This window comes from Pseudomonas furukawaii (assembly GCF_002355475.1).
Lineage (GTDB): Bacteria > Pseudomonadota > Gammaproteobacteria > Pseudomonadales > Pseudomonadaceae > Metapseudomonas > Metapseudomonas furukawaii.
Genome location: NZ_AP014862.1, coordinates 2656113 through 2681467, shown reverse-complemented (window position 1 = coordinate 2681467; position 25355 = coordinate 2656113). Strand labels below are relative to the sequence as shown.

The following is a 25355-nucleotide window of genomic DNA, read 5'->3' as shown; positions in this document are numbered from 1 at the left end:
GCCCCCTGCACACGTCCCTGTGCGCCTGAGACCTACCACTGGTGGCTATAGCCCAATGTCAGCGTGATGCCGGGAGCCGGCAGGTGGCTGGTGTTGCTGCTGCTGCGCATCAATTGGCTGTACAGCGGGTAATAGTCGCGGTTGAACAGGTTCTCGATACCCAGGCTGACCTTGTCTTTTTCGCTCAGGCGGTAGTCGCTGATCAGGTCAACCGTGGTGTAGCTGTCCACTTCGCGGCGTCCAAAGCTGGCCATGCCATCCAGACGGTAGTCCTCGCTGCCGACGTAGGTGGCCTGCAGGCGGTTGCTCCAGGCCTCATCCGGCTGGTACTGCAGGTAGGCGGTCAGTTTCAACGGCGGTACGCGAAAGCCGGTCATGTCCTGCCAGTCGCCGTCTTCTGGCTTCTCGCGCCCCTTCATCCAGGTGAAGGTACCGCCCACGCCCCAGACTTCGTCCGGAGTCAGCCAGTCGGCGCTGCCTTCGACGCCATAGATGCGTTCCTTGGTGCGCTTGAGGATCAGGCCGTTGTTGAAGCTCTGCACATCGCCCAGGTCCGAGGTGGTGTAGAACAGCGCCAGCGAGGCCAGGGTCTGCTCGCCGAGGGCGCCACGCCAACCCAGCTCGTAGTTGTCGGTCTTCACCGGTTCCAGGTCGGAGGAGTCGATATCGAAGCCGCGTCGGGCATTACGCACCTGCACGCCGATATCCGGCAGCTGGAAGCCCTGGCTGAAGGCTGCATATACCTCCTGGCCCTCGATCGGCGAGTAGACCGCGCCGACGTTGTAGAGCACATCGTCGTAGCGAACCTTGCCGCCCTGGACGGTCGCCGGGCTGGCGTTGTGGATTTCCGAGAGCGGGACGAAGTCATCGAACTCGGCAGTGGCGTATTCGTAGCGCAAGCCGCCATCGATTGACCATTGTTCATTGAAGCGATGCTGCAACTGGGCGAAGGCGCCGGTGCTGACGGTGGTCAGGTCCGGCATGTAGGTCATCTTGCCGATCTTCTCGAAGTCGGTGCCGCCACTGGCGTCGTAGAGGGCCGGATCGAAGATGTCGAGCGGCATGTCACTGCGCTCGTGGTTCAGATCGCCACCCCAGACCAGCTCCGTGCTCTCGCCCAGCGGCGTGCGCAGTGTCAGGCGGCTGCCGAAGACTTCGCTGTTCTGCATGACTTGATCGACGAAGCGACCGCGCGTGGCCACGCCACGGGCATCGAAGGGGGTGAAGCGGGTGAAGTAGTCGCGGTAGTAGAGCTGCGCCGACAGGCGACTGCCGAGCAGGTCTTCATGGCTGTATTCGAGATTGGCCATGGAGTTCTTGATCTGGTTCTGCTCGTCCAGGCTGAGGCCTTTGAGCGCCTGCGCCGGTACCGTGCCTGCGGGCAGGCTGGCCACGGACGGGTCGGACGTGTAGTCGCTGTCCTGCTGTGCATCGTAGTGGCTGAGGGCGAGCTGGATGCGCTGGCTCTCATCGATGCGCAGGCCGAGCTTGCCGCCGATATTGAAGGCGTTGGAGTCGAACAGGTCGCCCTGGCTGGGCTCTGGCGCAATGCGCTGGCCGTCGGCGTCGAACGAGCCGCCGATATGCCGTGCGCCGAAGTCGAGGGCATAGTCGAACCGGTCCCGGGAGCCGGACAGGTGATGTTGGAGCTGTCCGCCGAGGCCGTCGTTGTCGAACTGGGTCAGCGAAGACGTGCCGGTCAGCCTGGTCTCGGCGCGCATTTCACCGCCCGCGGGGCGTGTCGTGATGTTGACGATGCCGCCCGTAGCGCCAGCGCCATAGATCGCGCTGCTGCCGTGGATCACCTCGACGCGCTCGATCAGCGCCGGATCGATGTTGGCCAGGTTGCGCGAGGAGTCACGGTTGGTGTTCAGCGGCACGCCATCGACCAGGACCAGCATGGTGCGGCCGCGCAGGGTCTGGCCGTAGTCGGTGACCGTGCGGCTGGAGTCCGACATGCCGGGGATGCTCTTGGCCAGTACGGTAGCCAGGCTGTCGGAGGCCATGCGCAGCTTTTCCAACTGCTCCCGCTCGATGACGTCGACCTGACGCACCTGCGGCACCAGATCACTGGAAGTACGTGACGAAGTCACTTCCATGGGCGCCAGTTCGACGGCGGCCGCAGCGGTTTCCAGCGCGTCTGCGGCCGCTGCGCGCGGCACCACGATGAAGGTGTGTTCATCCTGCCGCTGCACGTCGAGACCGCTGTCGTTGAGCAGGCGTTGCAGGGCTTCACGGGTGGTCAGGCGGCCGCGCAGGGCTGGCGACCGCTTGCCCAGGGTGGCGTCGCTGGAGAACAGTATCTGGCTGTCAGACTGGGCTGCCAGGGCGTTCAGCGATTGTTCGAGAGGTGCAGCGGGCAGATCGAAGTCGATTTCGCCAGCGGCCTGGGCCATCGATGACAGGCCGAGCAGCAGGCTGCTGGCCAACAGGTTGAGGCGCCGTGTCGGGGTTCGCACTGGTAAGGCTCCGGGAAGATGTGAGGCGTTCCTGGAATAAGCCGCCAGAGCGGAGCGAAAACCCTACCTCGGGATGGAATTATTTTTTCGTAGCCCGTCGACTCAGGCTCAACGAGCCGTCCGCAGCGGTATGCAGCTCCAGTGGCAATATTTTCGGCAACAAGGCCAACAGGGCATCCAGGTTGGCGCTGTCGAAGGTGCCGGATACCGGCAGCCGTGCCAGATCCGGGTCGTCGAGGTGCACGACGATGTTCCGTTGGCGCCTGAGCGTATCCAGCACCTCGACCAGCGGAGTGCGATCAAATACCACGCGGCCTTTGATCCAACCGTTCAAAGCCTTGGCATCCACCTGAGCGGGATTGCCCAGCTGGCCGTCATGCACCAGAACCTGCTGACCGGGCGTTAGCAGCAGCTCATTCACCTGGCCGCGTACAGCGACCTTGCCTTCCTCGACGGTCACCCGCACCTGCTCTGCCACGCGGCTGACGTTGTAGCGGGTGCCGACCACGGTGATCTCGGTCGAGCCGGCCAGCGTGTAGAAAGGACGGAAGGTGGCAGGCGCGACATCGAACAGTGCCTGACCCGCCAGCAACTCGACGCGGCGGCTGCGCAGGTGCCAGCTGACGTTGACCTGGCTGCCACCATCGAGGATGAGGCTGCTGCCGTCAGCCAAGGCGATGTTCTGCACCTGGCCCGGTGCGCTGCCATAGCGCTCGCTGCGATAGCTTGGGTCGAGCCAGACCAGCCCCAGGGCCATCGCTCCGATCAGCAACCCGAGCAGGGCGGGAGGTTTACGGGATTTCTTGACAGGCGCCGGCAGGGGGAAGCGCCTCTTCAGCTCCTCGCGATGGCGCGCGAGCGGGTCGTCTGCAGGGTGTTGCTCGTCAGCGGGGCGACTCATGCGCAGGCCTCTTGATAGCCCAGGCGGGCCAAGCACTTGGCCATGCCGACCTTGAGGTGTTTCTCCACGGCCTTTACCGAAATCCCCAGTCGCTCGGCGACCTCCTGCTGCGGCAGCTCATGAATCTTGTGCATGACGAAAACCTGCTGGCAGCGTGGTGGCAGTTCGGTGATGGCAGCGCATAAGCGCTCCAGCTCTTCAGCGGCGTCATGCTGGCGCTCCGGGCTCGGGGCATTACAGAGCACCTCGGTCAGTTCGGCCTGGTCATCCACCCAGGCTTGCCGGCGGCGCTCACTGCGGTAATGGCTGATGGCGCGATCATGGGTGATCTTGTGAAGCAGCGCCAAGGGCACACGTACAGCTTCCTTTTCGGGCGACTCCAGCAACTGCACGCAGACATCGTGCACCACCTCGCGCGCCGCCTGACGGTCGCCGAAACGGCGACGTACAGAGTCCACCAGCTCGTCGTAGTGTCGGGCTAGGGTCGTGATCAGAGACGGTTTGGCCGGGGCGTGAGGCAAGATTGCGTGCGCGGTAGGTAGTGGAGAGCGCGCGAATATAAATGATAACGAGTAACGTTTGAAGATCGTTCGCACGATAGAGCGACGCCAACCCGCCCTCCCCGGAATCGACACCCCGTCCCCTTGCCCTCCCCCTTCGCTGTCCCTGTCCTTGTGGAACCTGCTCCACTTCCTTGGCGTTAAGAATTCGTAAATTTTCGCTGTTTGGGGACCTGATCTGCTGACTCCTTGCGGTATCGTGCAGCGCCGCATCCGATGGGCCGGCATGCCTTGCCAGACAAGCATTGAGTAATGGCCATGAGCGAAACCCCACATCCAGCCCCCCCGTTCAAGCCGACGACTCCCACATGAGAACGCTGCTTCACCCCAACAGGGCAGTGGCCCTGATTTTCCTCGCCGTGATACTGATGGGGACCGGCCTCCTGATGCTTCCGGTGTCGAATGCCGAGGGTATTTCCGCTCCCTGGATAACCGCCTTCTTCACTGCGGTTTCTGCCGTGTGCGTGACCGGTCTGGCGACAGTGGACACCGGCACCTATTGGTCGACCTTTGGCCAGGTGGTGATTCTGCTGCTGTTTCAGCTGGGCGGTTTCGGAATCATGACGGTCGCGACCCTGCTGGGTCTGCTGGTCAACAGCTCGCTACGACTTCGGACCCGGATGATCGCCCAGAGCGAGTCGCGCTCCCTGGGGATGGGTGATGTCGTCAGCGTGGCCAAGGTCGTGCTGTTGGTGACCTTTGTCATGGAGCTGCTGGTAGCTGGCTTGCTGACCCTCAGACTGCACTTCGCCTATGGCCAGCCTTGGGGCGAGGCAGCGTGGAGCGGTCTGTTCCATTCTGTCTCGGCCTTCAACAACGCCGGCTTCTCGATCTACCCCGATAACTTGATGGGTTACGCCACCGATGCGCTGATACTGCTTCCGGTCATGGCGGCGATCGTCATTGGAGGTATCGGCTTTCCCGTGCTGAACGACCTCCGGCGCAAGATCAGCGACCCCCGCCATTGGTCGCTGCACACCAAGCTCACCCTGTCGGGGACCGCGCTGTTGCTCTTTGGCGGCTTCGCCAGCCTGCTGGTATTCGAATGGTCCAACCCGGGCACGCTGGGAACCATGTCGCTGCCGGACAAGCTGCTCTCGGCGGCCTTCGCGTCGGTTTCCGCGCGTACGGCAGGATTCAACTCGATCGACATCGGCGCACTGACGCACGAGAGCTGGGCCCTGCACTACTTCCTGATGTTCGTTGGCGGAGGCAGCGCGGGAACAGCGGGCGGTGTGAAAGTAGGCACCATCGCCATCCTGGCCTTGCTGGTCATCGCGGAGATACGCGGACGCCAGGACAGCGAGGCGTTCGGGCGACGCGTTGGCGGTGCGGCGCAGCGCCAGGCCATTACCGTGCTCGTGCTGGGAAGCACGATGATCGTACTGGGCACTTTGGTGATTCTGCGCGACACGGATATCCCGACCGATCAGGTCATCTTCGAAGTGATCTCCGCGTTCGGCACCGTAGGGCTCTCCACCGGAATCACCGCCAGCCTGCCCGAATCGAGCCAGCTCATGTTGACGGTACTGATGTACGTCGGCCGAGTCGGGACCATTACGCTGGCCGCATCACTGGCGCTGGGCGAGCACCGCATGTCCTACCGCTATCCAGAGGAGCATCCAATTGTTGGCTAAATTGCTATTTTCGGAACAGTTCGCCTTCTCCAAAGGCGACAGCGTCGTCGTGATCGGCCTGGGGCGCTTTGGCAGTTCGGTGGCCCAATCGCTGATGCGTCTGGGGCATGACGTGATGGGTATCGACAAGGACGCCGAGTCGGTGCACGCCTGGGCCGATCTGCTGACCCACGCGGTGCAAGCCGACTCCACCAACACCATGGTGCTGCGCCAGCTGGGCGTTGCCGACTTCGCCCACGCAATCGTGGGAATAGGCACTGACCTGGCCGCGAGCCTGATGACCATCATGGCGCTGACCGAACTGGGCATAAAGGATATCTGGGTCAAGGCGTTGACCACCGAGCATGGGCATATCGCGCAGCGGATCGGCGCCCACCACGTCGTCCATCCGGAAGCGGACATGGGTGAGCGCGTGGCACACCTCATCTCCGGGCGAATGGTGGACTTCATCGAATTCGACGACGGATTCGGCATCGCGAAGATTCATGCCCCTACCGCCACCCACAATCACACACTGGCCGAGTCCAACGTGCGTGGAGAGTTCGGTGTAACGGTCGTTGGCCTCAAGCGTGCCAATGAAGACTTCCAACACGCCAAGCCCGAAACCTTGGTCCTGCCGGGCGATTTGCTCATCGTGTCCGGGTCGACTCACCGGATTCAGAAATTCGCTGGGCGTAAGTGATCGAGGATTCAGCAGCGTAAATTGCCGCGCAGGGTGACTGCTTTGGCCGATTCGGTTGACGTGGCTGGCGGGCACTCGGCCCCGAAGAGGATGGTTGCGAGAAAGACCGGGAATCGTCCGAAGCAACGCAATGGCATCTGTGTCCTGTTGCGGACGGTTTAACCGGCCCCCGCCAACCCTCCCCAGAATCGACGACCCGCACCCCCCGTCCCCTTGCCCTCCCCCTTCGCTGTCCCTATCCTGCCCCGGCCACGGTCAATCCCGTGGCCGGGTTTGACAGCCCGTAGCAAAGGCGCGATTGCGCCGCAAGGTGCATGCGAGAAGCGGCGAACGCTTCTTGCAGGCCTTTGTTCGCATGCAGTTTTTCAGGACTGCTCTGCTTTATGGCAGATCGCGTAGGGAGATCCTTGCGATCTGCCGGCTCCTTTGCCCGGTCTGTCAACCCTGCGCGGTCTGCCACCCTTCGATTGACAGCGGAATGTGGCAGTGGATGGACTTAGCAAAGGACTCTTAGCCATGCAAAACGCCTATTCCCCCATCGTTTTCTACAACCACGGCCAACGCCTGCGCTGCCTGATGGCCGACAACCAGCCCTGGTTCGTCGCCCGGGATTACGCCCGGCTGATTGGCGTCGATGACGCCCGCGAGATGCTCCAGGCGCTGGAGCCCTTCGAGAAGCGCCAGGTCCTGCTCCGCTACACCGACAGCTTCCACGAAGAGGTGGATGCCATCAGCGATGCCGGGGCCTACAAGGCGCTATTTCGCTTCGGCCTCGTGGAGCACGACGCCATCGGCCGCTGGCTGGCGGAGGTGCTGGTGCCGACCCTGCACGACTACCACCGCGACCCCGGCGCCGAGCCGCGCCGGGCCTTTCTCCATTGGGATGACCATCCGATCAACGTGCTGAAGTGGCAGCGGGAAGTCTGGGTGGCCTGGCGGGACTTGCCGCTGCTGATGAAGGAGAGTCAGGAGGCGCAGCCATGAGCGACGTCCACGAAGAGCGGCGGATCAGGCAGCTGGTGCGTCGCCTGGAAGACCGGCTCTACACCACGCAGGTGCTGGCCGAGCTGCTGCTGAAGAACGCCGACCGGCGCCCCAGCGACCTGGGACCCTACCTGAACGATCACCAGGAGGGCGCCCTGATGGATGCGGTGATCCACCTGTCACGCAGCAACCACGATGATTTCCTCAAGCTGGTGGACCTGACGCGGTTGCCCAGCGGGCTGTACGAGCAACGTTAGAGCGCGGTGGGTTTGGGGCAGCGCGCCTTGGGTGCGCTGCCCCGATTCGTGGAAAAGGTACAGATTGATTGGCTGCCAACCGACCGCGCTTCGCCACGAACAGCTACAGCCATCGGCCCGATATGAATGATCGGCAGGGAGCTATCTCAGGGCAGACGATCCAAGCTCGTTGATCAAGAACCTCCGCAGATGATCCACCGGCTTCGAGCCGATCGAGGCGCGGCTTCGGTACAGCACGACTTCTGCGGGAACCATGGGACTTAAACCCTGCTCCTTGCCCAGGATCTGCAAGTGCTGGGGCGTGCAGCACTGAGTGAGTGCGGCTATGGCCAAGCCGCTTTCGACGGCCGCAATCTGACCGGCAAGGCTGGAGCTGTGATAGACCACCTTGTACTCGCGGCCCTGCAGCGCCAGGGCATTCAATGCGATGCGCCTGGCGAGGTTCTGCGCGTCGTACACGGCAACTGGCAATGGGTCTTTGCGCCAAAGCTCGAATTGGGGCGAGCCTACCCACACCATCGGCTCCTGGAAAAGCAAGGTCCCTCGCCGCGCCTGGTCCCTGGATACCAGCGCAAGGTCCAACTCGCCCCGGGTAACAAGGGGGATGAGGTTCACGGACTGCTCACAGGTGAGCTCTATATCGACGCCACCATGGCGGGGCGTAAAGCGCTTGAGCGCCGGGGTCAGGTACTTCGCCGCGTAGTCTTCAGCCACACCCAGTCGAATCAGGCCGGTGAGTTCTTCACCGTCGAACGCCGCTTGTGTTTCGGCATAAAGGGCCAGCATCCGCCTCGCATAGCCGAGGAGAACCTGTCCATCGACGGTCAGCTGCATATGCCTCGGCCCACGGTCGAGCAATGACCGCCCGACAGCCGCTTCAAGCTTCTTCAGTTGCATGCTGACTGCGGACTGCGAGCGATGCACGTCCAGCGCGGCACTCGACAACGACCCGTTGTCGACTACCGCCACGAAGCATTTGAGCCAATCGAGCTGCAGCTCACCCATGTTCACAGTTCCCCCGGCCACCTATTCGACAATCGAATAGTTGCCTTCTGGATTATGTGCTTTTCGAGCAGAGATGCCAGCTTCATCATTCGTAGGAAATCCGCTCTTCAGGACTGTTTCATGCCCTTCGATACCTGGCTCCTTTATCTGCTGACCTGCCTAGGCATGGCAGTCGTTCCCGGACCCAATGCGCTGCTCGTGCTGACTCACGGCGCGATCTACGGACGCAAGGAAACGCTCTTCACCATCTCTGGAGGCGTTCTTGGGTTCATTGCAATGATCTCCCTCTGCGCAACCGGGTTGGCAGTCCTGATCAAGACGTCAGTCACCGTATTCACCGCATTGAAGGTGCTCGGCGGGCTGTATCTCATCTGGATCGGCATCAGCCTGTGGCGGTCGACGCCCCTGTCGCTTGATTCCGTGCAAACCGCCGCGTCGACGAAGTGGTCGTTGTTCAGGCAAGGGCTGCTATCGGCACTGTCAAATCCCAAGGCACTGCTGCTCTACACCGCGTTCATCCCACCCTTTCTCGATGCCGGCAGGAACCTCTTCATCCAGACGGTGGTGATCGCTCTGACCTACGCGGTGGTGGAGTTCCTCGTGGAGTACATCGTTGCCAGCGGGGCGCATCGGGTCAGGCCCTGGCTTGCGAAAACCGGTCGACGCTTCAATCAAACCTGCGGTGGTTTCTTCATGATCTTCGGGGCTCTGCTTCCAATTCGCTCCTAGGCCTGGCCTTCACTTCCGGTCGGTCATTGCAACCCGATCTGAAACATGCTGAAGCCATCTGCCGCCCTTGAAACAACAACCGAACGGGATCAACAACGCCCCCTTGCCCTCCCCCTTCGCTATCCCTATCCTGCCCCGGCCACGGTCAATCCCGTGGCCGGGTTTGACAGCCCGCAGACAAGGCGCGATTGCGCCGCTTGGTGCATGCGAGAAACGGCGGATGTTTCTTGCAGGCATTTGCACGCATGCAGCTTTTTGGCTGCACCGCTCTATGGCGGATCGCGCGGGGAGACCCCTGCGGTCTGCCGGTCCTTGTCCCGGTCTGTCAACCCCGTGCGATTCGCCACCCCTCGATTGACAGCGACGTGTGGCGAGGTGTCTTTCAGACAAGGAGCCATACCCATGCAAAACACTTTCACCCCCATCGTTTTCTACAACCACGGCCAACGCCTGCGCTGCCTGATGGCCGACAACCAGCCCTGGTTCGTCGCCCGGGATTACGCCCGGCTGATTGGCATCGATGACGCCCGCGAGATGCTCCAGGCACTGGAGCCCTTCGAGAAGCGCCAGGTCCTGCTCAGCTACACCGACAGCTTCCACGAAGAGGTGGATGCCATCAGCGATGCCGGGGCTTACAAGGCGCTGTTCCGCTTCGGCCTCGTCGAGCACGACGCCATCGGCCGTTGGCTGGCGGAGGTGCTGGTGCCGACCCTGCACGACTACCACCGCGACCCCGGCGCCGAGCCGCGCCGGGCCTTTCTCCATTGGGATGACCATCCGATCAACGTGCTGAAGTGGCAGCGGGAAGTCTGGGTGGCCTGGCGGGACTTGCCGCTGGTGATGAAGGAGAGTCAGGAGGCGCAGCCATGAGCGACGTCCACGAAGAGCGGCGGATCAGGCAGCTGGTGCGTCGCCTGGAAGACCGGCTCTACACCACGCAGGTGCTGGCCGAGCTGCTGCTGAAGAACGCCGACCGGCGCCCCAGCGATCTGGGGCCCTACCTGAACGATCACCAGGAGGGCGCCCTGATGGATGCCATGATCCACCTGTCACGCAGCAACCACGATGATTTCCTCAAGCTGGTGGACCTGGCGAGGTTGCCCAGCGGGCTGTACGAGCAACATTAGAGCGCGATGGGCTTGGGGCAGCGCGCCGTGGGTGCGCTGCCCCGATTCGTGGAAAAGGTACAGCGCCGTAGCCTGGATGAAATCCAGGGACAAACCCGAACTCCGCTCCCGGATTGCATCCGGGCTACCCATTCCCCGCGCATCGTCATTACCCGGGGCGCCGTAGCCTGGATGGAATCCAGGGACAAACCCGGCCCCCGCCGGGGTCAGCCCTTCAGCTTCGCCAGATAGGGCCCCACCCGCCGCCCCATTTCCTCGCCCAGCGCCTGAAGGCCGCTCAAGGGGCGGACCATCACTTCGAACTCGACGATCTTGCCCGCCTCGTCGAAGCGGATCATGTCGATGCCCTTGAGCTCGCGCCCGTTCACCGTGGCGCTGAACTCCAGCACCACGCTGAGGCCGTCGGCACTGGCGAGTTCGCGGTGGTAGGCGAAATCGGCGAAGACCTGCATCACGGTGTTGAGGATGGTGGAGACCACCTGGGGCCCCGGGTACGGCGTGTGGGCCATGGGCGAGCGGAACACCACGTCGTCCGCCAGCCACTCGGGCAGCGCGGACAGGTCGCGTCGGGCGACCATTTCGTGCCAGTGCCTGAGGGTGGTGGCGGCGTGGGCTTGCAGGGCGGGTGCGGACATGTCGGTTCTCCTCTCGATTCTTGTTGTGCTGGACGCCGGCTGGCGGCGTCAGGGGAATCGCGACGATACGAGCCTGCGCCCCGGGGCCTCAATGATCGAAAATGACAGCCTTATGATCCTCCCGCACAACCTGCACCTCAGTGGGTGGCGCGGGTCACCAGGAAGGTTTCCAGCTGCGGATCGTCACCCGGGTCGAGGCTGCGCACGGGGCGCGGCATATCGTCCAGCACCGCTTTCCAGAAGGCCTGGGCCACCTCGTCCTCGCCGAAGAAGCGCACCAGCCAGTCGCATTCGCCCTCCAGCAGCACCTGGGTCGCCACCGCGCGGCCTATCCCCAGCCGGCGGTACTTCTTCAGCACGAAGAGGTCGGCCAGCTCCAGCGCGTCGAGGCCCGGCAGCTCGCTGCGCTCCACCAGCAGGAAGCCGGCGATGAAGCCGTCCACCAGGATGAGCTCGGCCCGCCAGCCGGCCTCCTGCCAGTAGCGCTGGAAATGCGGCTCGTGGATGTAGAAGCGGCCGTCCACCTCCACGTCCTCATCCTCCCAATCGGAGGATTCGTAGGCGTAGTACTGGTAGAGGTTGCGGATCAGGTCGGCATGTTCCGGGCCGGTGAGGACCCGTTCGAGGGAGGCGCTGTGCATGGACTTGGGGCCAGGTGATGGGATGGCGGGCGATTCTACAGGCGGGTCGGCGCGCCGGGCGCGGTCCCGCTCAATCCAGGGTCAACATCAGGCACAGGCCCACGATCAGCATGGCCGACGCGGCCAGGGCGGTGGCGGTGCGCACATGGTTCCAGCGAGACCAGGTCTCCACGTACTCGCGCCAGGGCGCGACGGCGTCCGGGCTGCCGGCGTCGAGACGGGCCAGGGCGTTGTTGCGGGGCACGTTGCAGGCGAGGGTCACGACGAAATTGCCCGCCAGATAAAGCAGGCTGCCCAGCAGCAGGAAGAAGGTACCCGGGACCTCCCAGTTGGACAGGGCGTAGAGCACCAGCAACACGCAGGCCGCCGTTGTGCCCATGAAGAGGCAGAGGAAGGCGCGGTTGAGCACCACCTGGTTGATGGACTGCATGGCCGCGATGCCGGCCTCGGGGTGGATGCGCCCCAGGGCCTGCATCACGAAGTTGGAGAAGGCGAAGAACAGGCCGCCCATCAGCCCACAGGCGATGGCGGTCAGGAACGCCAGGATAAAGGCCAGGTCGTCGAGGAATGCCATGGTGCTCAGGGTTTCCGGGCAAGGTCGGTCACGGATTCGGGGGTGGGTTCCGGCCTGTCCTCCTCCAGCGGATGGCGCACCCAGGACATGAACAGCTGGTAGCCCACCCCGAGGATCACCGGGCCGATGAAGAGGCCGATGATGCCGTTGGTGACCATGCCCCCCAAGGCGCCGATGAGCACCACCGGCATCGGGACCGCCACCCCGCGCCCCAGCAACAGGGGCTTGAGGACGTTGTCGGACAGCCCGGCGACGAAGGTCCAGATGGCGAAGATCACGGTGGCGACGTTCACGCCCTCCTGGCCGAGCACGTAGATGATCACCGGGATGGTCACCAGGACCACCGGCAGCTGCATGATGCCGAGGATCAGCACGGCCAGGGCCAGCAGGCCGGCGCCGGGCACGCCCTTCATCACCAGGCCGACGCCCACCAGCAGCATCTGGATGAAGGCGATGCCCACCACGCCCTGGGCCACCGCGCGGATGGTGGCGGTGCAGAGCGTCGCCAGCTCGGGGCCCCGCTCGGGTCCGGAGATCCGGCTGGCGATGGCCACCGAATTGCGCGTGCCGCTTTCGCCGTGGGCCATGATCAGCCCGGCGATCACCAGGGCCATGACGAAGACCAGGATCCCGGCGCCCACCCCGGCGAGCTGGCCCAGCAGCGTCCTGCTCAGCCCCTTGAGGTGGGGCGCCACCTGCTGGAAGGCCCAGCTCAGGTCGGTGGAGGCATGCATCCAGATGCGGAACAGGGGCTCGCCGATCAGGGGCCACTCCTGCACCCGCGCGGGCGGTGGAGGAATCGCCAGCAGGTCGCCAAGCCCTTCGACGCTGTGTACGCCGCTCTGCACCGATTCGGCGATGGAGGCGCCAAGAAATCCCAGCGGCGTGATCAGGCAGGCCAGCCCCAGCACCACCAGCAAGGTGGCGGCGCGCCCGGAGCGATTGCCCAGCATCGGGGCCAGGCGCTGGTTCAGCGGATAGAGGGTGATGGCGAGGATCACCGCCCAGAGCATGATGTTCATGAAGGGGCGGAAGATGTCGAAGCAGGACACCACCAGCACGGCAATCAGGCCGGCGCGAATCAGCACATCCAGAAGCTCCCGAGCGTTGGCGAGCGTAATCGACCGTTTGTCGTTCATTGACCTGTCCTCCGGCACCTCCATGCATTCTGGACCAGATGGAAAAATCTGCAGGGACACCGCCTCGATTCGTGGAGGACTTCCCATGAACAACGCACACGCACCGCATCCCGGCCGTCGGGCACGCCCCTCGCCGCTGCCGGCCTGGGCGCAATCGGCACAGTGGTTCGGCCTGAGTTTGCTGCTGGTGGCGATCGGCCTCGGCGTCTTCACCCCGCTGGCCAGCGAATCCACCGGCGCCTGGCTGATCGGCGCCTTCGTCCTGTTCGGCCTGCTGACGCTGCTGTTCGAGCGCCTGATCCTCGCGCTCCATCGCTGACGTCGCGGCGGACCGGTGCCGAGGCAATAAGCCGCAAGCGCATATTCCAAATACATATATCGATATAACCATTTATCGACTATGCTCAGCACCATACCCCCAGGGGTATTTATTTCAGAGGCCTGAGCACCATGGTTCCCCACGTTGAAGCCTTCTTCGACCCCGACACCTTCACCTTCAGCTATGTCGTCTCCGACCCGGCCACGCACCGCTGCGCCATCATCGATTCGGTGCTGGACTACGATCCCGCCGCAGGCCGGACGTCCTGTGCCAACGCCGATCGCCTGGTGGACTACGTCAGGGACCAGGGGCTCAGGGTGGACTGGCTGCTGGAAACCCATGTCCACGCCGACCACCTGTCCGCCGCGCCCTACCTGAAGCAGAAGCTCGGCGGCCGCCTGGCCATCGGCGAGCTGATCACCCGGGTGCAGGACACCTTCGGCAAGCTGTTCAACGCCGGCACCGAGTTCGCCACCGACGGCAGCCAGTTCGACCACCTGTTCCACGACGGCGAGCGCTTCAAGGTCGGCAACATCGAGGCGCACGCCATTCACACCCCGGGCCATACGCCCGCCTGCATGACCTACCTGATCGGCGACGCCGCCTTCGTCGGTGACACGCTGTTCATGCCGGACTACGGCACCGCGCGCTGCGACTTCCCCGGCGGCGACGCCCGCGCCCTCTACCGCTCCATCGCCAGGCTGTTCGCCCTGCCCCCGGAAACCCGGCTGTTCATGTGCCACGACTACAAGGCACCGGGCCGTGAGGACTACCTGCACCAGACCACCGTCGCGGAGGAGCGCACCCACAACATCCATGTGCATGAAGGCATCAGCGAGGACGATTTCGTCACCATGCGCCGTGCCCGCGACGCCACCCTGGGAATGCCCAAGCTGATCCTGCCCTCGGTGCAGGTGAACATGCGCGCCGGCCATCTGCCGCCCGCCGAAGACAACGGCACCCGCTACCTGAAGATCCCACTCAACGCGCTCTGAGCCCGCCAGCATGGATACCCTCGACACAGGCGCCCTTCAGGCCGTCCCCCCGGTTGTAGCGACCCTCGCGCCCGGGGAGCGCAACCCGGCATGAGCCTCCAGCGCTGGCTGCCCTGCCTGGCCTGGGGCCGCGACTACAACCGCGAAACGGCCGCCCAGGATGGGCTGGCGGCGATGATCGTCACCCTCATGCTGATCCCCCAGAGCCTGGCCTACGCCATGCTCGCGGGGTTGCCGCCGGTCACCGGGCTCTACGCCAGCATGCTGCCGCTGCTCGCCTACGCGCTCTTCGGTTCCAGCCGCACCCTGGCCGTGGGGCCGGTGGCCGTCGCGTCGCTGATGACCGCGTCGGCACTGAGTCCGCTGTTTCCGGCGGGCAGCCCCGAGTACATCGGTGCCGCCATGCTGCTGGCGGCGCTCTCCGGCCTGGTCCTGGCGGGCATGGCCCTGCTGCGCCTGGGCTTCATCGCCAACTTTCTCAGCCACCCGGTGATTTCCGGCTTCATCAGCGCCTCCGCCCTGCTCATCGCCATCAGCCAGCTCAAGCACATCCTCGGCATCTCCGCCCAGGGCGATACCTTGCCGGAGCTGATCCCGGAACTGCTCCGCCACCTCCCTGATTTCAGCGCGCCCACCCTGCTGATCGGCGCACTCGCCATGGCCTGGCTGTGGTGGGCCCGTCGCCACGCCAAGGGCGCCCTGATGCAGCTCGGCGCGTCCCCGACCCTGGCCGCGAACCTGAGCAAGGCCGCACCGGCGCTGGCCATCATCGTCGCCATCCTCGCGGTGGCGGGGTTCGACCTGGGCGCCGCCGGGGTGAAGGTGGTGGGCGCCATTCCCCAGGGGCTGCCCGGACTGGCCCTGCCCACCCTGGACCTCGACCTGGCCGGACAGCTGCTGCCGGCGGCCGTGCTGATCAGCCTGGTGGGCTTCGTCGAATCGGTCTCCGTCGGCCAGACCCTGGCGGCCAAGCGGCGCCAGCCCATCGACCCGGACAACGAGCTGCTCGGCCTGGGCGCCGCCAACGTGGCGGCCGCGGTCAGCGGCGGCTTCCCGGTCACCGGCGGTTTCGCCCGCTCGGTGGTCAACCATGATGCCGGCGCCCAGACGCCCATGGCCGGAGTCTTCACCGCCGCCGGCATCGCCCTGGGCGTGCTGCTGCTCACTCCCCTGCTGCATGACCTGCCGCAGGCGGTGCTGGCCGCCACCATCATCGTCGCGGTGCTCAGCCTGGTAGACCTGGGCGCGGTGCTGCGCACCTGGCGCTACTCACGGCAGGACGGCCTGGCGCAGGTGGTGACCCTGGCCGGCGTGCTGCTCATCGGTGTCGAGACCGGCATCCTCCTGGGCGTCGGCCTGTCGCTGCTGCTGTTTCTCTGGCGCACCAGCCGGCCGCACATGGCCGTGGTGGGCCTGGTGCCCGGCAGCGAGCACTTCCGTAACGTCGAGCGCCACCGGGTCATCGAAAGCCCCCGGGTGCTGTCGATCCGCGTCGATGAAAGCCTGTACTTCCCCAATGCCCGCTTCCTCGAGGAACGGGTCAACGAACTGGTGGCCCAGCATCCCGAGGTCCGTCACCTGGTGTTGATGTGTTCCAGCGTCAACCTGATCGACGCCAGTGCCCTGGACTCCCTGGAGGCCATCGCCCATCGCCTCGGCGCGAGCGGTATCCAGTTGCACCTCTCGGAGGTGAAGGGGCCGGTGATGGACCAGTTGAATCGATCGGATTTCCTGCAGCGCTTCGGCGGGCAGGTCTTCCTCAGCCAGTTCCAGGCGCTCCACTGCCTGGACCCCGATTGCGTGTCGGCCCCGGGCGCCGGGTCGAAGGGAGAAGCCGGCCAGAACCGGCCCCAGGCCATGCAGGACAGGCGCCAGAACCAGGACACAGCCGTTTGAAACAGGAGAACACCATGCAATGCAATGTAGGCGGCATCGACAAGGGCGTGCGGATCGCGGCGGGTATCGCGCTGATCCTCTGGGCGGTGATGGGCGGTCCGGCCTGGGCCTGGATCGGGGTGATCCCCCTGGCGACCGGCCTGGTGGGGTTCTGCCCGGCCTATCGCCTGCTGGGGATCCAGACCTGCTCGGCGAAGAAACCCTAGCGAACCCGGGCGGGGCCCTCGCGGCCCCGCCCCTTCGCGTCAGCTGTACTTGGTGAAGATCGCCCGCACCTGGGACATGGTCTCGTCAGGCGCCTGGTTGGGGTTCATCACCGCCTCTTCCACCAGGCACACCAGCAATTGCTGATAGGCCCGATCCAGGGCCTTGCGTGACGCGCTGAACTGCTGGGCGATGGCCTCGCAGTCATCGCCGCGCCGGATCATCGCCTGGATTCCCCGGATCTGCCCTTCCAGGCGCGCCAACCGCCGCAGCATGGCGTTGCGCTGCTCCTCACCCACCTGCTCGCTCATCTGCTTCCACCCATCCACCTTGCGGTGGTCACCGTTCACATGCCGCCCTCGGGACGAGGGCGTGCCGAGGATATCGGACCGGATCGGCAACTGGCCACCGGCGAAGCCGCGTCCAGCTGGCGACCTGCACGGCACGGGGATGCGCTTGGGCGGAAAATCCCATGAACGCGCGGCGCTCGATCAACTCACCGCCTTGCAGGTCATCCGGGTGCCGTACCAGTTCACCCTGGCTTCCCCCTGGTGTTCCCAGAAGTCCATGCCCTCGCCACTGTAGCGCGCGCCGCTGGCGGTGCGCTGCCCGATGGCGATGGTCTGGTCGTCGCCGTAGGAGAACACCGCCGCCTTGGGCTCGACGTCGTTATAGAAGGTGGCCGTGAAGACCTTGCGATGTTCACCGCAGGAAAACTCCACCGCCTTGAGCAGCACGCCTTCCCCGGACTGGATCCGCAGCTCCACCAGGCGCCTCAGGTAACTGAGGGTGGCGCACCGGTTCGGGTCGCTGGCCTTCCCGCACTCGTCGCGCCCCCTGATCCAGCCCCGCTGCTCGGCGCGCATGCGCCTCTGGGTGGCGGCATCGGTGCCGGCCAGGGCCTTCTTGTAGACCTCCGCCAACTGCCGGTCCAGGGCGCTGAGCTCCGCGCTGGCGCAGACCTGCCGCTCGATGCCCTGGGCCTGGGCGCAATCGTAGGAAGGGCCGGCGTCGGCCATGGCCAGCGGGCTGGCTGCGCTGAGGGCGAGGATCAGTCCTTTTGCGTGAATCATGTCGGCCTCCGGCCTGGGTGGAAATTCGTTTCCAGTTAAGACCAAGGCTTCGCATAACGCTCGTCACGGCCCGCTGGCCTCCGCTGACTGACCGTCGGCTACCGAGGCCGGGGTCTGGTCACGACTTTCACAGCGATCTATTTTGTACAACTTGAGTAAAAGCCATTTCCGGTGCCCCACCATGAAACCACTCCTTGCCGTCCTGGCCTGGCTGCTGGCCGCCGACGTCAGCGCCAGTTGGCGTGAATCCCTCCCCGACGCCCGCGTGGTGGGCCAGGGGGACCTCCGTGTGTTCGGCTTCCGCATCTACACCGCCCGGCTCTGGAGCGGACAGGCCCCCTTCGACCCGAGCGCACCCTTCGCCCTGGAACTCACCTACCACCGCAGCATCAGTCGCGAGCAGTTCGTCAGCACCAGCCTGGAGGAAATCCGCCGCGTGAGCCGCCGTCCCATCAGCGACGAACAACTGCGCCGCTGGGAAGCCGAACTGAGCCTGGCCTTCATCGACGTCGAGCCGGGTGACCGCATCACCGGGCTCTACCTGCCCGGACGGGGCTGCCGCTTCTACGCCGGCGAGCGTCTCTTGCGGGAAATCGACGACCCGGCCCTGGCCAGCGCCTTCTTCGACATCTGGCTGGACCCGCGCAGCCGCGACCCGGACCTGCGCCGGCAGTTGCTGGGGATCGCGAGCACCCTGTAATCGCCAGGCCAGGTGCAAGGAGCAGCACAGCGGGGAGCCAAAGGGTTTACCATGGCGCCCTTCCCCCTACCTGGCCTGCCCCATGACCGAATCCATTCGTCTCTCCAAACGCATCATCGAACTGACCGGCTGCTCACGCCGGGAGGCCGAGCTCTACATCGAGGGTGGCTGGGTCACGGTGGATGGCGAGGTCGTGGAGCTGCCGCAGTTTCCGGTCACCGACCAGGCCGTCGCCCTGCTTCCCGGCGCGGCGCCCGAGCCGCTGGAGCCCTGCACCCTGCTGCTCAACCAGCCCGCCGGCCTTCGCCTCGAACAGGCCCAGCGCCTGCTGTCGCCGGAAAGCCGCTGGTCCGAGGACCGGGCCGAGGTTCGAGTGCGGCGTGGCCACTTCTTCCGCCTCGACACCGCCCTGCCCCTGCAACCCGGCGCCAGCGGCCTGCTGGTGCTGACCCAGGACTGGCGGACCCTGCGCAAGCTCAACGAGGACGCCCGCAAGCTGGAGCAGGAATATGTGGTGGAGGTCGGCGGAACCCTGGTGGACGGCGGCCTGGACAAGCTCAAGCGCGGCGTCCGGGTGAAGGGCGGCGAGCTGCCGCCGGTCAAGGCCAGCTGGCAGAACGAAACCCACCTGCGCTTCGCCCTGAAGAATCCCCGCGCCGGCCTCATCGCCGAGTACTGCCAGGCCGTCGGCCTCAAGGTGCTCGGCATGAAGCGCATCCGCATCGGCGGCGTTCCCATGGGCAAGCTGCCCGGCGGCCAATGGCGCTACCTGGGGCAGGCCGAGCGCTTCTGACACCGCCCACGCCATCTCGCTTCAATGGCCATGACGCGGCAAACACCGGGTCATGAGCCACCGGTGCCGCCCGTGGCGATTCGCCGAATGGTGCGAAAACCCACATGGGAGGTGGCCAGGTCGGCCTCCTGGCGCTCGCGGGCGGCGGCGCGATAACGGGCGCAGTAGGTGCTGGCGCAGAGCCAGGAACCACCCTTGATGACCTGGGGCCGGGAGCCTCCCGGGACTGCCCGGAGCTGGCCCGGATCGCCGTTGGCGTGGCTGATCAGGCGGCCCCACTGGGCATCGGCGGTCCACTCCCAGACATTGCCGATCATGTCGTACAGGCCATTGCCATTGGCGGCGAAGCAGCCGCTGGGCGCCAGGCCGGCGAAACCGTCCTCGCCCGCGTCCTGCACCGGGAATACGCCCTGCCAGTAATTGGCCGTCGGCCGGCCTTCGGCATCCAGCGGCGCCTCCCCCAGCCGTGCCGAGTCCCCGCCGGCACGGGCCGCGTATTCCCACTCGGCCTCGCTGGGCAGTTCGTTGCCGCGCCACCGGGCATAGGCCTGGGCGTCGGCCAGGGTGACCAGGGTCACCGGATGGGCATTCAGGGCGGCCGGGGCGGCATCCGGCCCCTCGGGGTGACGCCAGTCGGCGCCCTCGACATAGCGCCACCAGGGCAGCGCCGAGCCGTCGGCGGCGTTCTCCAGCGGCGCGCGGAACAGCGCCGCGCCACCCTGGCGCTCGGCCTCGGTGACGTAGCCGGTGGCGGCCACGAAGGCGGCGAACTGGGCGCGGGTCACTTCGGTGCGGTCGATCCAGAAATCACCGACCTCGACGGCACCCAGCGGACGCTCGTCCGGGTATCCGCCTTCGGTGCCGGGCACGAATCGACCACCCCGGATGAGCGCCATGCCGGCGAGCGGATCCTCACCCCAGCCCGGGGGCAGCCCTCCGTACGCCAGGCAGCCGGCGCGGGAACCCAGCTCCGGGATCGCGCGCGGCCAGGCCACCACCAGGGCGAGCAGGGCCAGGGCGAGGCCCCCGCCCGCAGCCAGGCGCCACCTCATGGCGTCTGGGCCGTCATCGGCGGAGCGACCACGCCGACGCGGCGGGCATAGTCCTGCCAGGCACGCTTGAGGCGCTCCAGGGTTTCCGGTTGCTGGGCGGACAGGTCCTGCCGCTCGCCCCGGTCCCGGGACAGGTCGAACAGCTGCCAGCGCAGCGGCGGCGGCGTCTCGCCCGGCTTCACCCAAGGCACCAGGCCCAGCAGCTTCAGGTCACCCTCGCGGTAATAGCGGCTGCCGAAGAGTTCCCCGGCCATGACCGGTTCGGCGTCTTGCCGGCCTTCCAGCATGGGCAGCATCGAACGGCCCGTGATGGGGTGCTTGGGCTGGCCCTTCCAGCTGTCGCCCGGGTCCGGCAACCCGGCCAGGGCCAGGAAGGTGGGCGCCAGGTCATCCACCCGCGCCACGCTGCGCTCCAGTCCCTGGCGACGCAGGCCGGTCGGCAGCTGGACGATGGCCGGGACGCTGATGCCGCCCTCGGCGGTGGTGCCCTTGAACAGCCGCAGCGGTGCGGCGCTGACTTCAGCCCAGCGCAGGCCGTAGTCGATCTGCGAGCCGCGCCGCCCGAGGTTTCTCAGGCTGTTGTCGGTGCCAGGGCCGGCCGGGTAGAACTGCTCATGCCGTTCCCCGGCGGCCCCGTTATCGGACATGAACACCACCAGGGTGTCGTCCAGTTGGCCGCTGTCCCTCAGGTAGTCCAGCAGACGGCCGATGTTGTGGTCGAGGTGGCTCACCATGGCCGCATAGATCTCCATCTTGCGCGCCTCGACGCGCTTCCGGTCGGCGTCCAGTTGCGCCCAGCCCGGCAGCTGCGGGGTCACCGGCAGGGGCGCCGCCGGCTGGAAGTCGGCGGGCAGCAGCCCCTTGGCCTTCATCCGCTCGATACGCGCCAGGCGCACGGCGTCGTAGCCGGCGTCGTAACGCCCCCGGTACTTGTCGATCCAGGGCTCCGGCGCCTGCAGCGGCCAGTGGGGCGCGGTGTAGGCGGCGTAGGCGAAGAAGGGCTTGCCACTGCCCTCCCCGGCCTTGAGGTAGGCCAGGAGCTTGTCGGTGTAGAAGTCGGTGGAATAGAAGTCCTCCGGCAGTTCCACCGACTGGCCGTTCTCCCGGTAGGTGACCTGCTCGATCCTCGCCATTGAGCCCGGCGCGGGCTTGAAGTGCACGCCACCGCCGTCCAGCAAAGTGAAGGACTGCTCGAAACCCCGCCGGTCCGGGCCTTGTTCCGGTGCCAGGCCCAGGTGCCACTTGCCCACCATGCTGGTGCGGTAGCCACCGTCCCGCAGCAGCTCGGCGATGGAGTGGGCCTGCGGGTTGAGGTAGCCCTCGTAGCCCGGTTTGCCGCGCTGGAACGGCTGGATGGCCTCGGCCATGGTGCCCAGCCCGGCCAGGTGATTGTCGGTGCCGGACATCAGCATGGCGCGGGTCGGCGAGCAGGTGGGCGCGGCGTACATGCTGGTCAGTTGCAGGCCGCTTTCGGCCAGGCGGTCGAGGTTCGGCGTCTCGATCTCGCCGCCGAAGGCGCCCAGGTCCGAGTAGCCCAGGTCGTCGGCGACGATCAGCAGGATGTTCGGGCGCTCGGCGGCAGCGGCGAAGGCCGGTGCGATGCAGGCCAGGGCTGCCAGCAGGAAGGGGAAACGCACGGCAATGCTCCTTTCTTATTCTTCGAAGATGGCCACGGCGCGGACGAAGCCGGCGGAGGCGTGTTTGATCTTGTAGGGAAAGCAGGACACGAGGAAGCCGTTGGCCGGCAGGCTGTCGAGGTTGGCGAGCTTTTCCATCTGACCGTAGCCGATGTCGCGCCCGGCCTTGTGGCCTTCCCAGATGATCGAGGCATCGCCTGATTCGGCGAAGCGCTCGCGGGTGTACTTGAACGGCGCGTCCCAGCTCCAGGCATCGGTGCCCACCACCCGCACGCCGCACTCCAGCAGGTAGAGGGTGGCCTCGCGGCCCATGCCGACGCCGGCTTCCAGGTAGCCCGGCTGGCCGAACAGGCTGCCGGCGCGGGTGTTCACCAGCACGATATCCAGCGGTTGCAGCGCGTGGCCGATGCGCGCCAGCTCGGCCTCCACTTCGGCGGCGGTCACCACGTGGCCGTCCGGCAGGTGGCGGAAGTCCAGCTTCACGCCGGGTTGCAGGCACCACTCCAGGGGCAATTCGTCGATGCCGAAGGCCGGCTGGCCGCCGTCGGTGGTGGAGGCGTAATGCCAGGGCGCGTCCATGTGGGTGCCGCTGTGGGTGGTGATGGACAGGCGCTCGGCGGCCCAGGCTTCCTGGCCCGGCATCTGGTCGAGGGACAGGCCGGGGAACATGGCGGCCATCTCCGGCCAGCCCTGCTGGTGGTCCATGTAGTCGATCTTCGGCAGCAGCGGCGGCGGATCGGTATAGGGGTTGTTGTCGAGGGTGACGGAAAGGTCGACGAGGCGACGAGTACGGGTCATGGCAGGGTTCTCAGGCAAGGGACGGAATGGCGCGCGGGCGACGGGGCCGGGGCGCCAGGTCGAGGGCGTTGCGCACCAGGGCCAGGGCGTTGCCGTCGTGACGGAAGCCCAGGGTCCGCGCAAGGGGCGTACGCAGCGGCGGGAAGCGGCCGAACAGGGCTTCCAGGGCGGCATCCGGCTGATAGCTGACCAGGTGCCGGCGGTCTTCGCCGAAGGTCTGCACCAGGGCGTCCACCACCTGGCCGACCGACAGGTGCAGCACCGGCAGCTGCCAGGTTCGCGGGTTGCCCGGGTTCTCCAGCTCGGCGGCGAGCAGCAGGTTGTCCACGCAGCAGCGCGCCGACATCCACCAGGCGGTGGCCAGGGGCGATACCGGGCAGCGGTAGGCTTCGCCCGCCGCCAGCGCGTGCATCAGGTCGCTCATGAAGGCCGAGCGCAGGCCGTTCGGCGCCGGCGGCCGGGCGACGATGCCGGGCAGCCGCAGCGCCCGGCCATCCACTTCGCCCCGCCGCGCCAGGTCCTCCAGCAGGGTTTCCAGCATGAGCTTGTGGCTGCCGTAGGACAGCGCCGGCCGGGGCGGCTGCTGCTCGTCCATGCGCGCCGGCAGGTCGCCGCCGTAGACCGCCACGCTGCTGGCGAAGACCACCACCGGCGGGCGGGCGCTGCGCCGCAACTGGTCCAGCAGCTCCAGGCTGCCCAGCAGGTTGACCTGGTAGCCCAGTCCATAGTCCTGCTCCGCCGTGCCCCCCGGAACGCTCACCAGGTGGAACACCACATCCATGCCATCGGCCAGTGCCCGGCGCAGCAGCGCCGGCTCGGTGATGCTGCCGGCCAGCAGGCGCAGCCGAGAGTCCTCGGGAAAGCCCTCCAGGCGCGTGTCCAGCAGCACCAGCGCCTCCAGGGCGCGCCCACGCAGGCTGCCCCGGGACAGGAGCCGCTCCACCAGTTGACGGCCGAGAAAACCACCGGCGCCCGTGACCATCACGCGCATGACAGGCCTCCCCGGACGACCCTCTGGTCGATGGCGCCGAACAGCGGCGTACCGTCGGCGAGACGGGCCTCCATGCGCACCCGATCACCGAAGCGCATGAACCCGGTGCGCGGCGCGCCGTGTTCGATCATCTCGATGGCGCGGCGTTCGGAGATGCAGGCCGAGCCCAGGCTGCGGTCGTGATTGGAGACGGTGCCGGAACCGATCAGGGTGCCGGCGCTGAGCCGCCGGGTCAGGGCCCCATGGGCGATGAGCTGGTGGAAGCCGAAGTGCATGGCGCCACCGTGGGGATGGCCGAACCACTCACCGTTCCATTCCACCTTCAGCGGCAGATGCACGCGGCCCTCCGTCCAGGCGTCGCCCAGCTCGTCCGGGGTCACCGCCACCGGCGCGAAGCTGGACGAGGGCTTGGCCTGGACGAAGCCGAAGCCGGTCTTCATCTCCCGGGGGGCCAGCGCCCGCAGGCTGACGTCGTTGAGCTGCAGGATCAGGCGCACATGGGCCAGGGCCTGTTCGGCCGGGCAGCCCATGGGCACCTCGTCCACCAGCACCGCGAACTCGCCCTCGAAATCGATGCCCTGGGCTTCGCTGGGCAGCGGGATGTCCTGGTGCGGGCCGAGGAAGTCGTCGCCCGCGCCCTGGTACATCAGCGGCGTCCGCTCCACGCCCTCGATGGGTTCCAGGTCGAAGGCGCGCTGCATCAGCTCGCCGTGGCTGAGGAAACAGGAGCCGTCGAGCCATTGCCAGGCCCTCGGCAGCGGCGCCATCACGCGCGCCGGGTCGAAGTCGAAGGCGCCGTCCGCCTCGCCGCGATTGAGGGCGTCATAGCGCGCCTGCAGGGCCGCCTCCACCTGCGGCCAGCGCTCCACCGCCGCCTGCAGCGTGGGCGCGATATCGGCCGCCTCGACGGCGCGGGCCAGATCGCGGGACACCAGCAACAGGCGCCCGTCGCGGCTGCCATCGGCCAGGGTCGCGAGCTTCATGGCAGCACCTCCGCCAGTTCCGGGGCGTAGCGCCCATCCAGCAGGATGAAGACCATGCGCGCCATGGCTTCGGTGCGGTTGCTCCAGGCGTGGTTGGTGCCGCGCTGGACCACGATATCGCCGCGCCTGAGGTGCACCTCCTCGCCGTCCAGCACCAGCCAGACCTCGCCCTCGGTGACGATGCCGTAGTCCAGGGTCTCGGTGCGGTGCATCAGCTTGTGCTTCGAATCAGCCGTGCCGGTGCCGGCGTGGGCCTCGCCGATTTCCGCGAAGGCGGCCGCCGCGTCCTCGGCGCTGACCTGGTTCTGCACGCTGTCCGGCGGGATGTCCACCACGCGGATCAGGCTGCCCAGGGGGCCGGGCGAGAGTTGCAGCGGCTTGGCGGTGGGGTCGTCGCCATTGTCCAGCGGCGCCGGGCTGCCGGTGCTGTTCCAGACCTCATGGAACAGGGTGCCGGGCACCGCCTTGAGCGGGAAGTTGTTGGGGGTCGGGCCGGCCAGGGCGACCACGGCCTGGCCGGCGGCATCGTGGCCGGTGACCACGCGCTTGAAGGGGGGAAGAGCGTGCATGGGGGGACTCCTTTC

Annotated in this window: 29 protein-coding genes; 13 read left to right on the top strand and 16 right to left on the bottom strand. The window is 66.3% G+C overall.

Annotated elements, in window-relative coordinates; genetic code table 11:
* Nucleotides 1–32: 32 nt before the first annotated feature.
* From KF707C_RS12555 to KF707C_RS12545, 3 genes are all read right to left on the bottom strand, one after another.
* Nucleotides 33–2459 carry a TonB-dependent siderophore receptor gene (locus tag KF707C_RS12555; RefSeq protein WP_003454984.1) on the bottom strand — a complete coding sequence of 809 codons (2427 nt, stop codon included), beginning with the start codon at nt 2457–2459 and terminating at the stop codon, nt 33–35.
* Between the two features lie 79 nt (nt 2460–2538).
* Nucleotides 2539–3360 (bottom strand): FecR family protein, encoded by an 822-nt coding sequence (locus KF707C_RS12550; RefSeq protein WP_036993639.1) that lies wholly within the window; start codon nt 3358–3360, stop codon nt 2539–2541.
* A complete protein-coding gene (locus tag KF707C_RS12545; RefSeq protein WP_036993641.1) occupies nt 3357–3881 on the bottom strand; it encodes an RNA polymerase sigma factor in 525 nt (174 codons plus the stop codon). The genes KF707C_RS12550 and KF707C_RS12545 overlap by 4 nt, the downstream gene beginning before the upstream one ends.
* A 347-nt stretch (nt 3882–4228) precedes the next feature.
* Here KF707C_RS12545 and KF707C_RS12540 point away from each other — a divergent pair, with 347 nt between their 5' ends.
* The 4 genes from KF707C_RS12540 (at nt 4229) to KF707C_RS12525 (ending at nt 7480) form a co-directional block, all read left to right on the top strand.
* Nucleotides 4229–5557 (top strand): TrkH family potassium uptake protein, encoded by a 1329-nt coding sequence (locus KF707C_RS12540; protein ID WP_036993643.1) that lies wholly within the window; start codon nt 4229–4231, stop codon nt 5555–5557.
* A complete protein-coding gene (locus KF707C_RS12535; protein ID WP_003454992.1) occupies nt 5547–6239 on the top strand; it encodes a potassium channel family protein in 693 nt (230 codons plus the stop codon). Before KF707C_RS12540 ends, KF707C_RS12535 begins: the two co-directional genes overlap by 11 nt.
* 516 nt (nt 6240–6755) lie before the next feature.
* Nucleotides 6756–7223, top strand: coding sequence for a BRO-N domain-containing protein (locus KF707C_RS12530; protein WP_096368023.1), 468 nt, complete (start codon nt 6756–6758; stop codon nt 7221–7223).
* The gene (locus tag KF707C_RS12525) at nt 7220–7480 is read left to right on the top strand and encodes a hypothetical protein (protein WP_096368022.1); all 261 of its coding nucleotides are present in this window, start codon (nt 7220–7222) and stop codon (nt 7478–7480) included. The genes KF707C_RS12530 and KF707C_RS12525 overlap by 4 nt, the downstream gene beginning before the upstream one ends.
* 141 nt (nt 7481–7621) lie before the next feature.
* Here KF707C_RS12525 and KF707C_RS12520 read toward each other — a convergent pair whose 3' ends face one another.
* A complete protein-coding gene (locus KF707C_RS12520) occupies nt 7622–8485 on the bottom strand; it encodes a LysR family transcriptional regulator (RefSeq protein WP_003452126.1) in 864 nt (287 codons plus the stop codon).
* Nucleotides 8486–8605: 120 nt separating this feature from the next.
* On the opposite strand from KF707C_RS12520, the gene KF707C_RS12515 reads away from it, so the two are divergent.
* The 3 genes from KF707C_RS12515 (at nt 8606) to KF707C_RS12505 (ending at nt 10341) form a co-directional block, all read left to right on the top strand.
* Nucleotides 8606–9214, top strand: coding sequence for a LysE family translocator (locus KF707C_RS12515; protein WP_003452124.1), 609 nt, complete (start codon nt 8606–8608; stop codon nt 9212–9214).
* A gap of 402 nt (nt 9215–9616) precedes the next feature.
* Entirely contained in the window at nt 9617–10084 is a 468-nt protein-coding gene (locus KF707C_RS12510; RefSeq protein WP_096368021.1) for a BRO-N domain-containing protein, read from the top strand.
* Complete coding sequence (locus KF707C_RS12505; protein WP_003453962.1) at nt 10081–10341, top strand: hypothetical protein; 261 nt, start codon at nt 10081–10083, stop codon at nt 10339–10341. The genes KF707C_RS12510 and KF707C_RS12505 overlap by 4 nt, the downstream gene beginning before the upstream one ends.
* 206 nt (nt 10342–10547) lie before the next feature.
* On the opposite strand, the gene KF707C_RS12500 is transcribed toward KF707C_RS12505, so the two are convergent.
* The 4 genes from KF707C_RS12500 to KF707C_RS12485 all read right to left on the bottom strand — a co-directional run bounded on the left by KF707C_RS12500 (nt 10548) and on the right by KF707C_RS12485 (nt 13330).
* Nucleotides 10548–10976 (bottom strand): nuclear transport factor 2 family protein, encoded by a 429-nt coding sequence (locus KF707C_RS12500; protein WP_003453966.1) that lies wholly within the window; start codon nt 10974–10976, stop codon nt 10548–10550.
* A gap of 137 nt (nt 10977–11113) precedes the next feature.
* A complete protein-coding gene (locus KF707C_RS12495) occupies nt 11114–11617 on the bottom strand; it encodes a GNAT family N-acetyltransferase (protein ID WP_003453968.1) in 504 nt (167 codons plus the stop codon).
* A 70-nt stretch (nt 11618–11687) separates the two neighbouring features.
* Nucleotides 11688–12191, bottom strand: a complete 504-nt coding sequence (locus tag KF707C_RS12490; protein ID WP_003453970.1) for an anthrone oxygenase family protein — start codon at nt 12189–12191, stop codon at nt 11688–11690.
* A gap of 5 nt (nt 12192–12196) precedes the next feature.
* On the bottom strand, nt 12197–13330 hold the full coding sequence (locus KF707C_RS12485) for an AI-2E family transporter (RefSeq protein WP_003453971.1): 1134 nt from the start codon (nt 13328–13330) through the stop codon (nt 12197–12199).
* Nucleotides 13331–13415: 85 nt separating this feature from the next.
* Between KF707C_RS12485 and KF707C_RS12480 the strand changes: the two genes are divergently transcribed.
* The 4 genes from KF707C_RS12480 to KF707C_RS12465 all read left to right on the top strand — a co-directional run bounded on the left by KF707C_RS12480 (nt 13416) and on the right by KF707C_RS12465 (nt 16746).
* Nucleotides 13416–13649: a hypothetical protein gene (locus tag KF707C_RS12480; RefSeq protein WP_003453977.1), complete on the top strand. Its 234-nt coding sequence runs from the start codon at nt 13416–13418 to the stop codon at nt 13647–13649.
* A 131-nt stretch (nt 13650–13780) separates the two neighbouring features.
* A complete protein-coding gene (locus KF707C_RS12475) occupies nt 13781–14644 on the top strand; it encodes an MBL fold metallo-hydrolase (protein WP_003453987.1) in 864 nt (287 codons plus the stop codon).
* A gap of 90 nt (nt 14645–14734) precedes the next feature.
* The gene (locus KF707C_RS12470; RefSeq protein ID WP_003453989.1) at nt 14735–16540 is read left to right on the top strand and encodes a SulP family inorganic anion transporter; all 1806 of its coding nucleotides are present in this window, start codon (nt 14735–14737) and stop codon (nt 16538–16540) included.
* Nucleotides 16541–16554: 14 nt separating this feature from the next.
* The gene (locus KF707C_RS12465; protein WP_003453993.1) at nt 16555–16746 is read left to right on the top strand and encodes a YgaP family membrane protein; all 192 of its coding nucleotides are present in this window, start codon (nt 16555–16557) and stop codon (nt 16744–16746) included.
* Between the two features lie 39 nt (nt 16747–16785).
* On the opposite strand, the gene KF707C_RS12460 is transcribed toward KF707C_RS12465, so the two are convergent.
* Nucleotides 16786–17055 (bottom strand): metal-sensing transcriptional repressor, encoded by a 270-nt coding sequence (locus KF707C_RS12460; protein ID WP_003453995.1) that lies wholly within the window; start codon nt 17053–17055, stop codon nt 16786–16788.
* Nucleotides 17056–17235: 180 nt separating this feature from the next.
* Nucleotides 17236–17817, bottom strand: a complete 582-nt coding sequence (locus tag KF707C_RS12455) for an MliC family protein (protein ID WP_003453996.1) — start codon at nt 17815–17817, stop codon at nt 17236–17238.
* 181 nt (nt 17818–17998) lie between these two features.
* Here KF707C_RS12455 and KF707C_RS12450 point away from each other — a divergent pair, with 181 nt between their 5' ends.
* Nucleotides 17999–18517: a chalcone isomerase family protein gene (locus KF707C_RS12450; protein ID WP_003453999.1), complete on the top strand. Its 519-nt coding sequence runs from the start codon at nt 17999–18001 to the stop codon at nt 18515–18517.
* Nucleotides 18518–18599: 82 nt separating this feature from the next.
* Complete coding sequence (locus KF707C_RS12445) at nt 18600–19310, top strand: rRNA pseudouridine synthase (protein ID WP_003454001.1); 711 nt, start codon at nt 18600–18602, stop codon at nt 19308–19310.
* Nucleotides 19311–19360: 50 nt separating this feature from the next.
* On the opposite strand, the gene KF707C_RS12440 is transcribed toward KF707C_RS12445, so the two are convergent.
* The 6 genes from KF707C_RS12440 to KF707C_RS12415 are packed head-to-tail and all read right to left on the bottom strand — an operon-like array spanning nt 19361 to nt 25340.
* Nucleotides 19361–20362 carry an SUMF1/EgtB/PvdO family nonheme iron enzyme gene (locus KF707C_RS12440; RefSeq protein ID WP_003454003.1) on the bottom strand — a complete coding sequence of 334 codons (1002 nt, stop codon included), beginning with the start codon at nt 20360–20362 and terminating at the stop codon, nt 19361–19363.
* Nucleotides 20359–21999, bottom strand: a complete 1641-nt coding sequence (locus KF707C_RS12435; RefSeq protein WP_003454004.1) for an arylsulfatase — start codon at nt 21997–21999, stop codon at nt 20359–20361. The genes KF707C_RS12440 and KF707C_RS12435 overlap by 4 nt, the downstream gene beginning before the upstream one ends.
* 15 nt (nt 22000–22014) lie before the next feature.
* Complete coding sequence (locus KF707C_RS12430; protein ID WP_003454006.1) at nt 22015–22797, bottom strand: cyclase family protein; 783 nt, start codon at nt 22795–22797, stop codon at nt 22015–22017.
* Between the two features lie 10 nt (nt 22798–22807).
* Nucleotides 22808–23788, bottom strand: coding sequence for an NAD-dependent epimerase/dehydratase family protein (locus KF707C_RS12425; RefSeq protein WP_003454008.1), 981 nt, complete (start codon nt 23786–23788; stop codon nt 22808–22810).
* On the bottom strand, nt 23779–24771 hold the full coding sequence (locus KF707C_RS12420) for a fumarylacetoacetate hydrolase family protein (protein ID WP_003454011.1): 993 nt from the start codon (nt 24769–24771) through the stop codon (nt 23779–23781). The genes KF707C_RS12425 and KF707C_RS12420 overlap by 10 nt, the downstream gene beginning before the upstream one ends.
* On the bottom strand, nt 24768–25340 hold the full coding sequence (locus tag KF707C_RS12415) for a cupin domain-containing protein (RefSeq protein ID WP_003454012.1): 573 nt from the start codon (nt 25338–25340) through the stop codon (nt 24768–24770). Before KF707C_RS12415 ends, KF707C_RS12420 begins: the two co-directional genes overlap by 4 nt.
* Between the last annotated feature and the right edge of the window lie 15 nt (nt 25341–25355).

Coding starts and splice junctions, on each gene's coding strand:
- KF707C_RS12550 (WP_036993639.1), bottom strand. CDS start 3,360: ATGAGTCGCCCCGCTGACGAGCAACACCCTGCAGACGACCCGCTCGCG.
- KF707C_RS12540 (WP_036993643.1), top strand. CDS start 4,229: ATGAGAACGCTGCTTCACCCCAACAGGGCAGTGGCCCTGATTTTCCTC.
- KF707C_RS12530 (WP_096368023.1), top strand. CDS start 6,756: ATGCAAAACGCCTATTCCCCCATCGTTTTCTACAACCACGGCCAACGC.
- KF707C_RS12525 (WP_096368022.1), top strand. CDS start 7,220: ATGAGCGACGTCCACGAAGAGCGGCGGATCAGGCAGCTGGTGCGTCGC.
- KF707C_RS12520 (WP_003452126.1), bottom strand. CDS start 8,485: ATGGGTGAGCTGCAGCTCGATTGGCTCAAATGCTTCGTGGCGGTAGTC.
- KF707C_RS12515 (WP_003452124.1), top strand. CDS start 8,606: ATGCCCTTCGATACCTGGCTCCTTTATCTGCTGACCTGCCTAGGCATG.
- KF707C_RS12510 (WP_096368021.1), top strand. CDS start 9,617: ATGCAAAACACTTTCACCCCCATCGTTTTCTACAACCACGGCCAACGC.
- KF707C_RS12505 (WP_003453962.1), top strand. CDS start 10,081: ATGAGCGACGTCCACGAAGAGCGGCGGATCAGGCAGCTGGTGCGTCGC.
- KF707C_RS12500 (WP_003453966.1), bottom strand. CDS start 10,976: ATGTCCGCACCCGCCCTGCAAGCCCACGCCGCCACCACCCTCAGGCAC.
- KF707C_RS12495 (WP_003453968.1), bottom strand. CDS start 11,617: ATGCACAGCGCCTCCCTCGAACGGGTCCTCACCGGCCCGGAACATGCC.
- KF707C_RS12490 (WP_003453970.1), bottom strand. CDS start 12,191: ATGGCATTCCTCGACGACCTGGCCTTTATCCTGGCGTTCCTGACCGCC.
- KF707C_RS12485 (WP_003453971.1), bottom strand. CDS start 13,330: ATGAACGACAAACGGTCGATTACGCTCGCCAACGCTCGGGAGCTTCTG.
- KF707C_RS12480 (WP_003453977.1), top strand. CDS start 13,416: ATGAACAACGCACACGCACCGCATCCCGGCCGTCGGGCACGCCCCTCG.
- KF707C_RS12475 (WP_003453987.1), top strand. CDS start 13,781: ATGGTTCCCCACGTTGAAGCCTTCTTCGACCCCGACACCTTCACCTTC.
- KF707C_RS12470 (WP_003453989.1), top strand. CDS start 14,735: ATGAGCCTCCAGCGCTGGCTGCCCTGCCTGGCCTGGGGCCGCGACTAC.
- KF707C_RS12465 (WP_003453993.1), top strand. CDS start 16,555: ATGCAATGCAATGTAGGCGGCATCGACAAGGGCGTGCGGATCGCGGCG.
- KF707C_RS12460 (WP_003453995.1), bottom strand. CDS start 17,055: ATGAGCGAGCAGGTGGGTGAGGAGCAGCGCAACGCCATGCTGCGGCGG.
- KF707C_RS12455 (WP_003453996.1), bottom strand. CDS start 17,817: ATGATTCACGCAAAAGGACTGATCCTCGCCCTCAGCGCAGCCAGCCCG.
- KF707C_RS12450 (WP_003453999.1), top strand. CDS start 17,999: ATGAAACCACTCCTTGCCGTCCTGGCCTGGCTGCTGGCCGCCGACGTC.
- KF707C_RS12445 (WP_003454001.1), top strand. CDS start 18,600: ATGACCGAATCCATTCGTCTCTCCAAACGCATCATCGAACTGACCGGC.
- KF707C_RS12440 (WP_003454003.1), bottom strand. CDS start 20,362: ATGAGGTGGCGCCTGGCTGCGGGCGGGGGCCTCGCCCTGGCCCTGCTC.
- KF707C_RS12430 (WP_003454006.1), bottom strand. CDS start 22,797: ATGACCCGTACTCGTCGCCTCGTCGACCTTTCCGTCACCCTCGACAAC.
- KF707C_RS12425 (WP_003454008.1), bottom strand. CDS start 23,788: ATGCGCGTGATGGTCACGGGCGCCGGTGGTTTTCTCGGCCGTCAACTG.
- KF707C_RS12420 (WP_003454011.1), bottom strand. CDS start 24,771: ATGAAGCTCGCGACCCTGGCCGATGGCAGCCGCGACGGGCGCCTGTTG.
- KF707C_RS12415 (WP_003454012.1), bottom strand. CDS start 25,340: ATGCACGCTCTTCCCCCCTTCAAGCGCGTGGTCACCGGCCACGATGCC.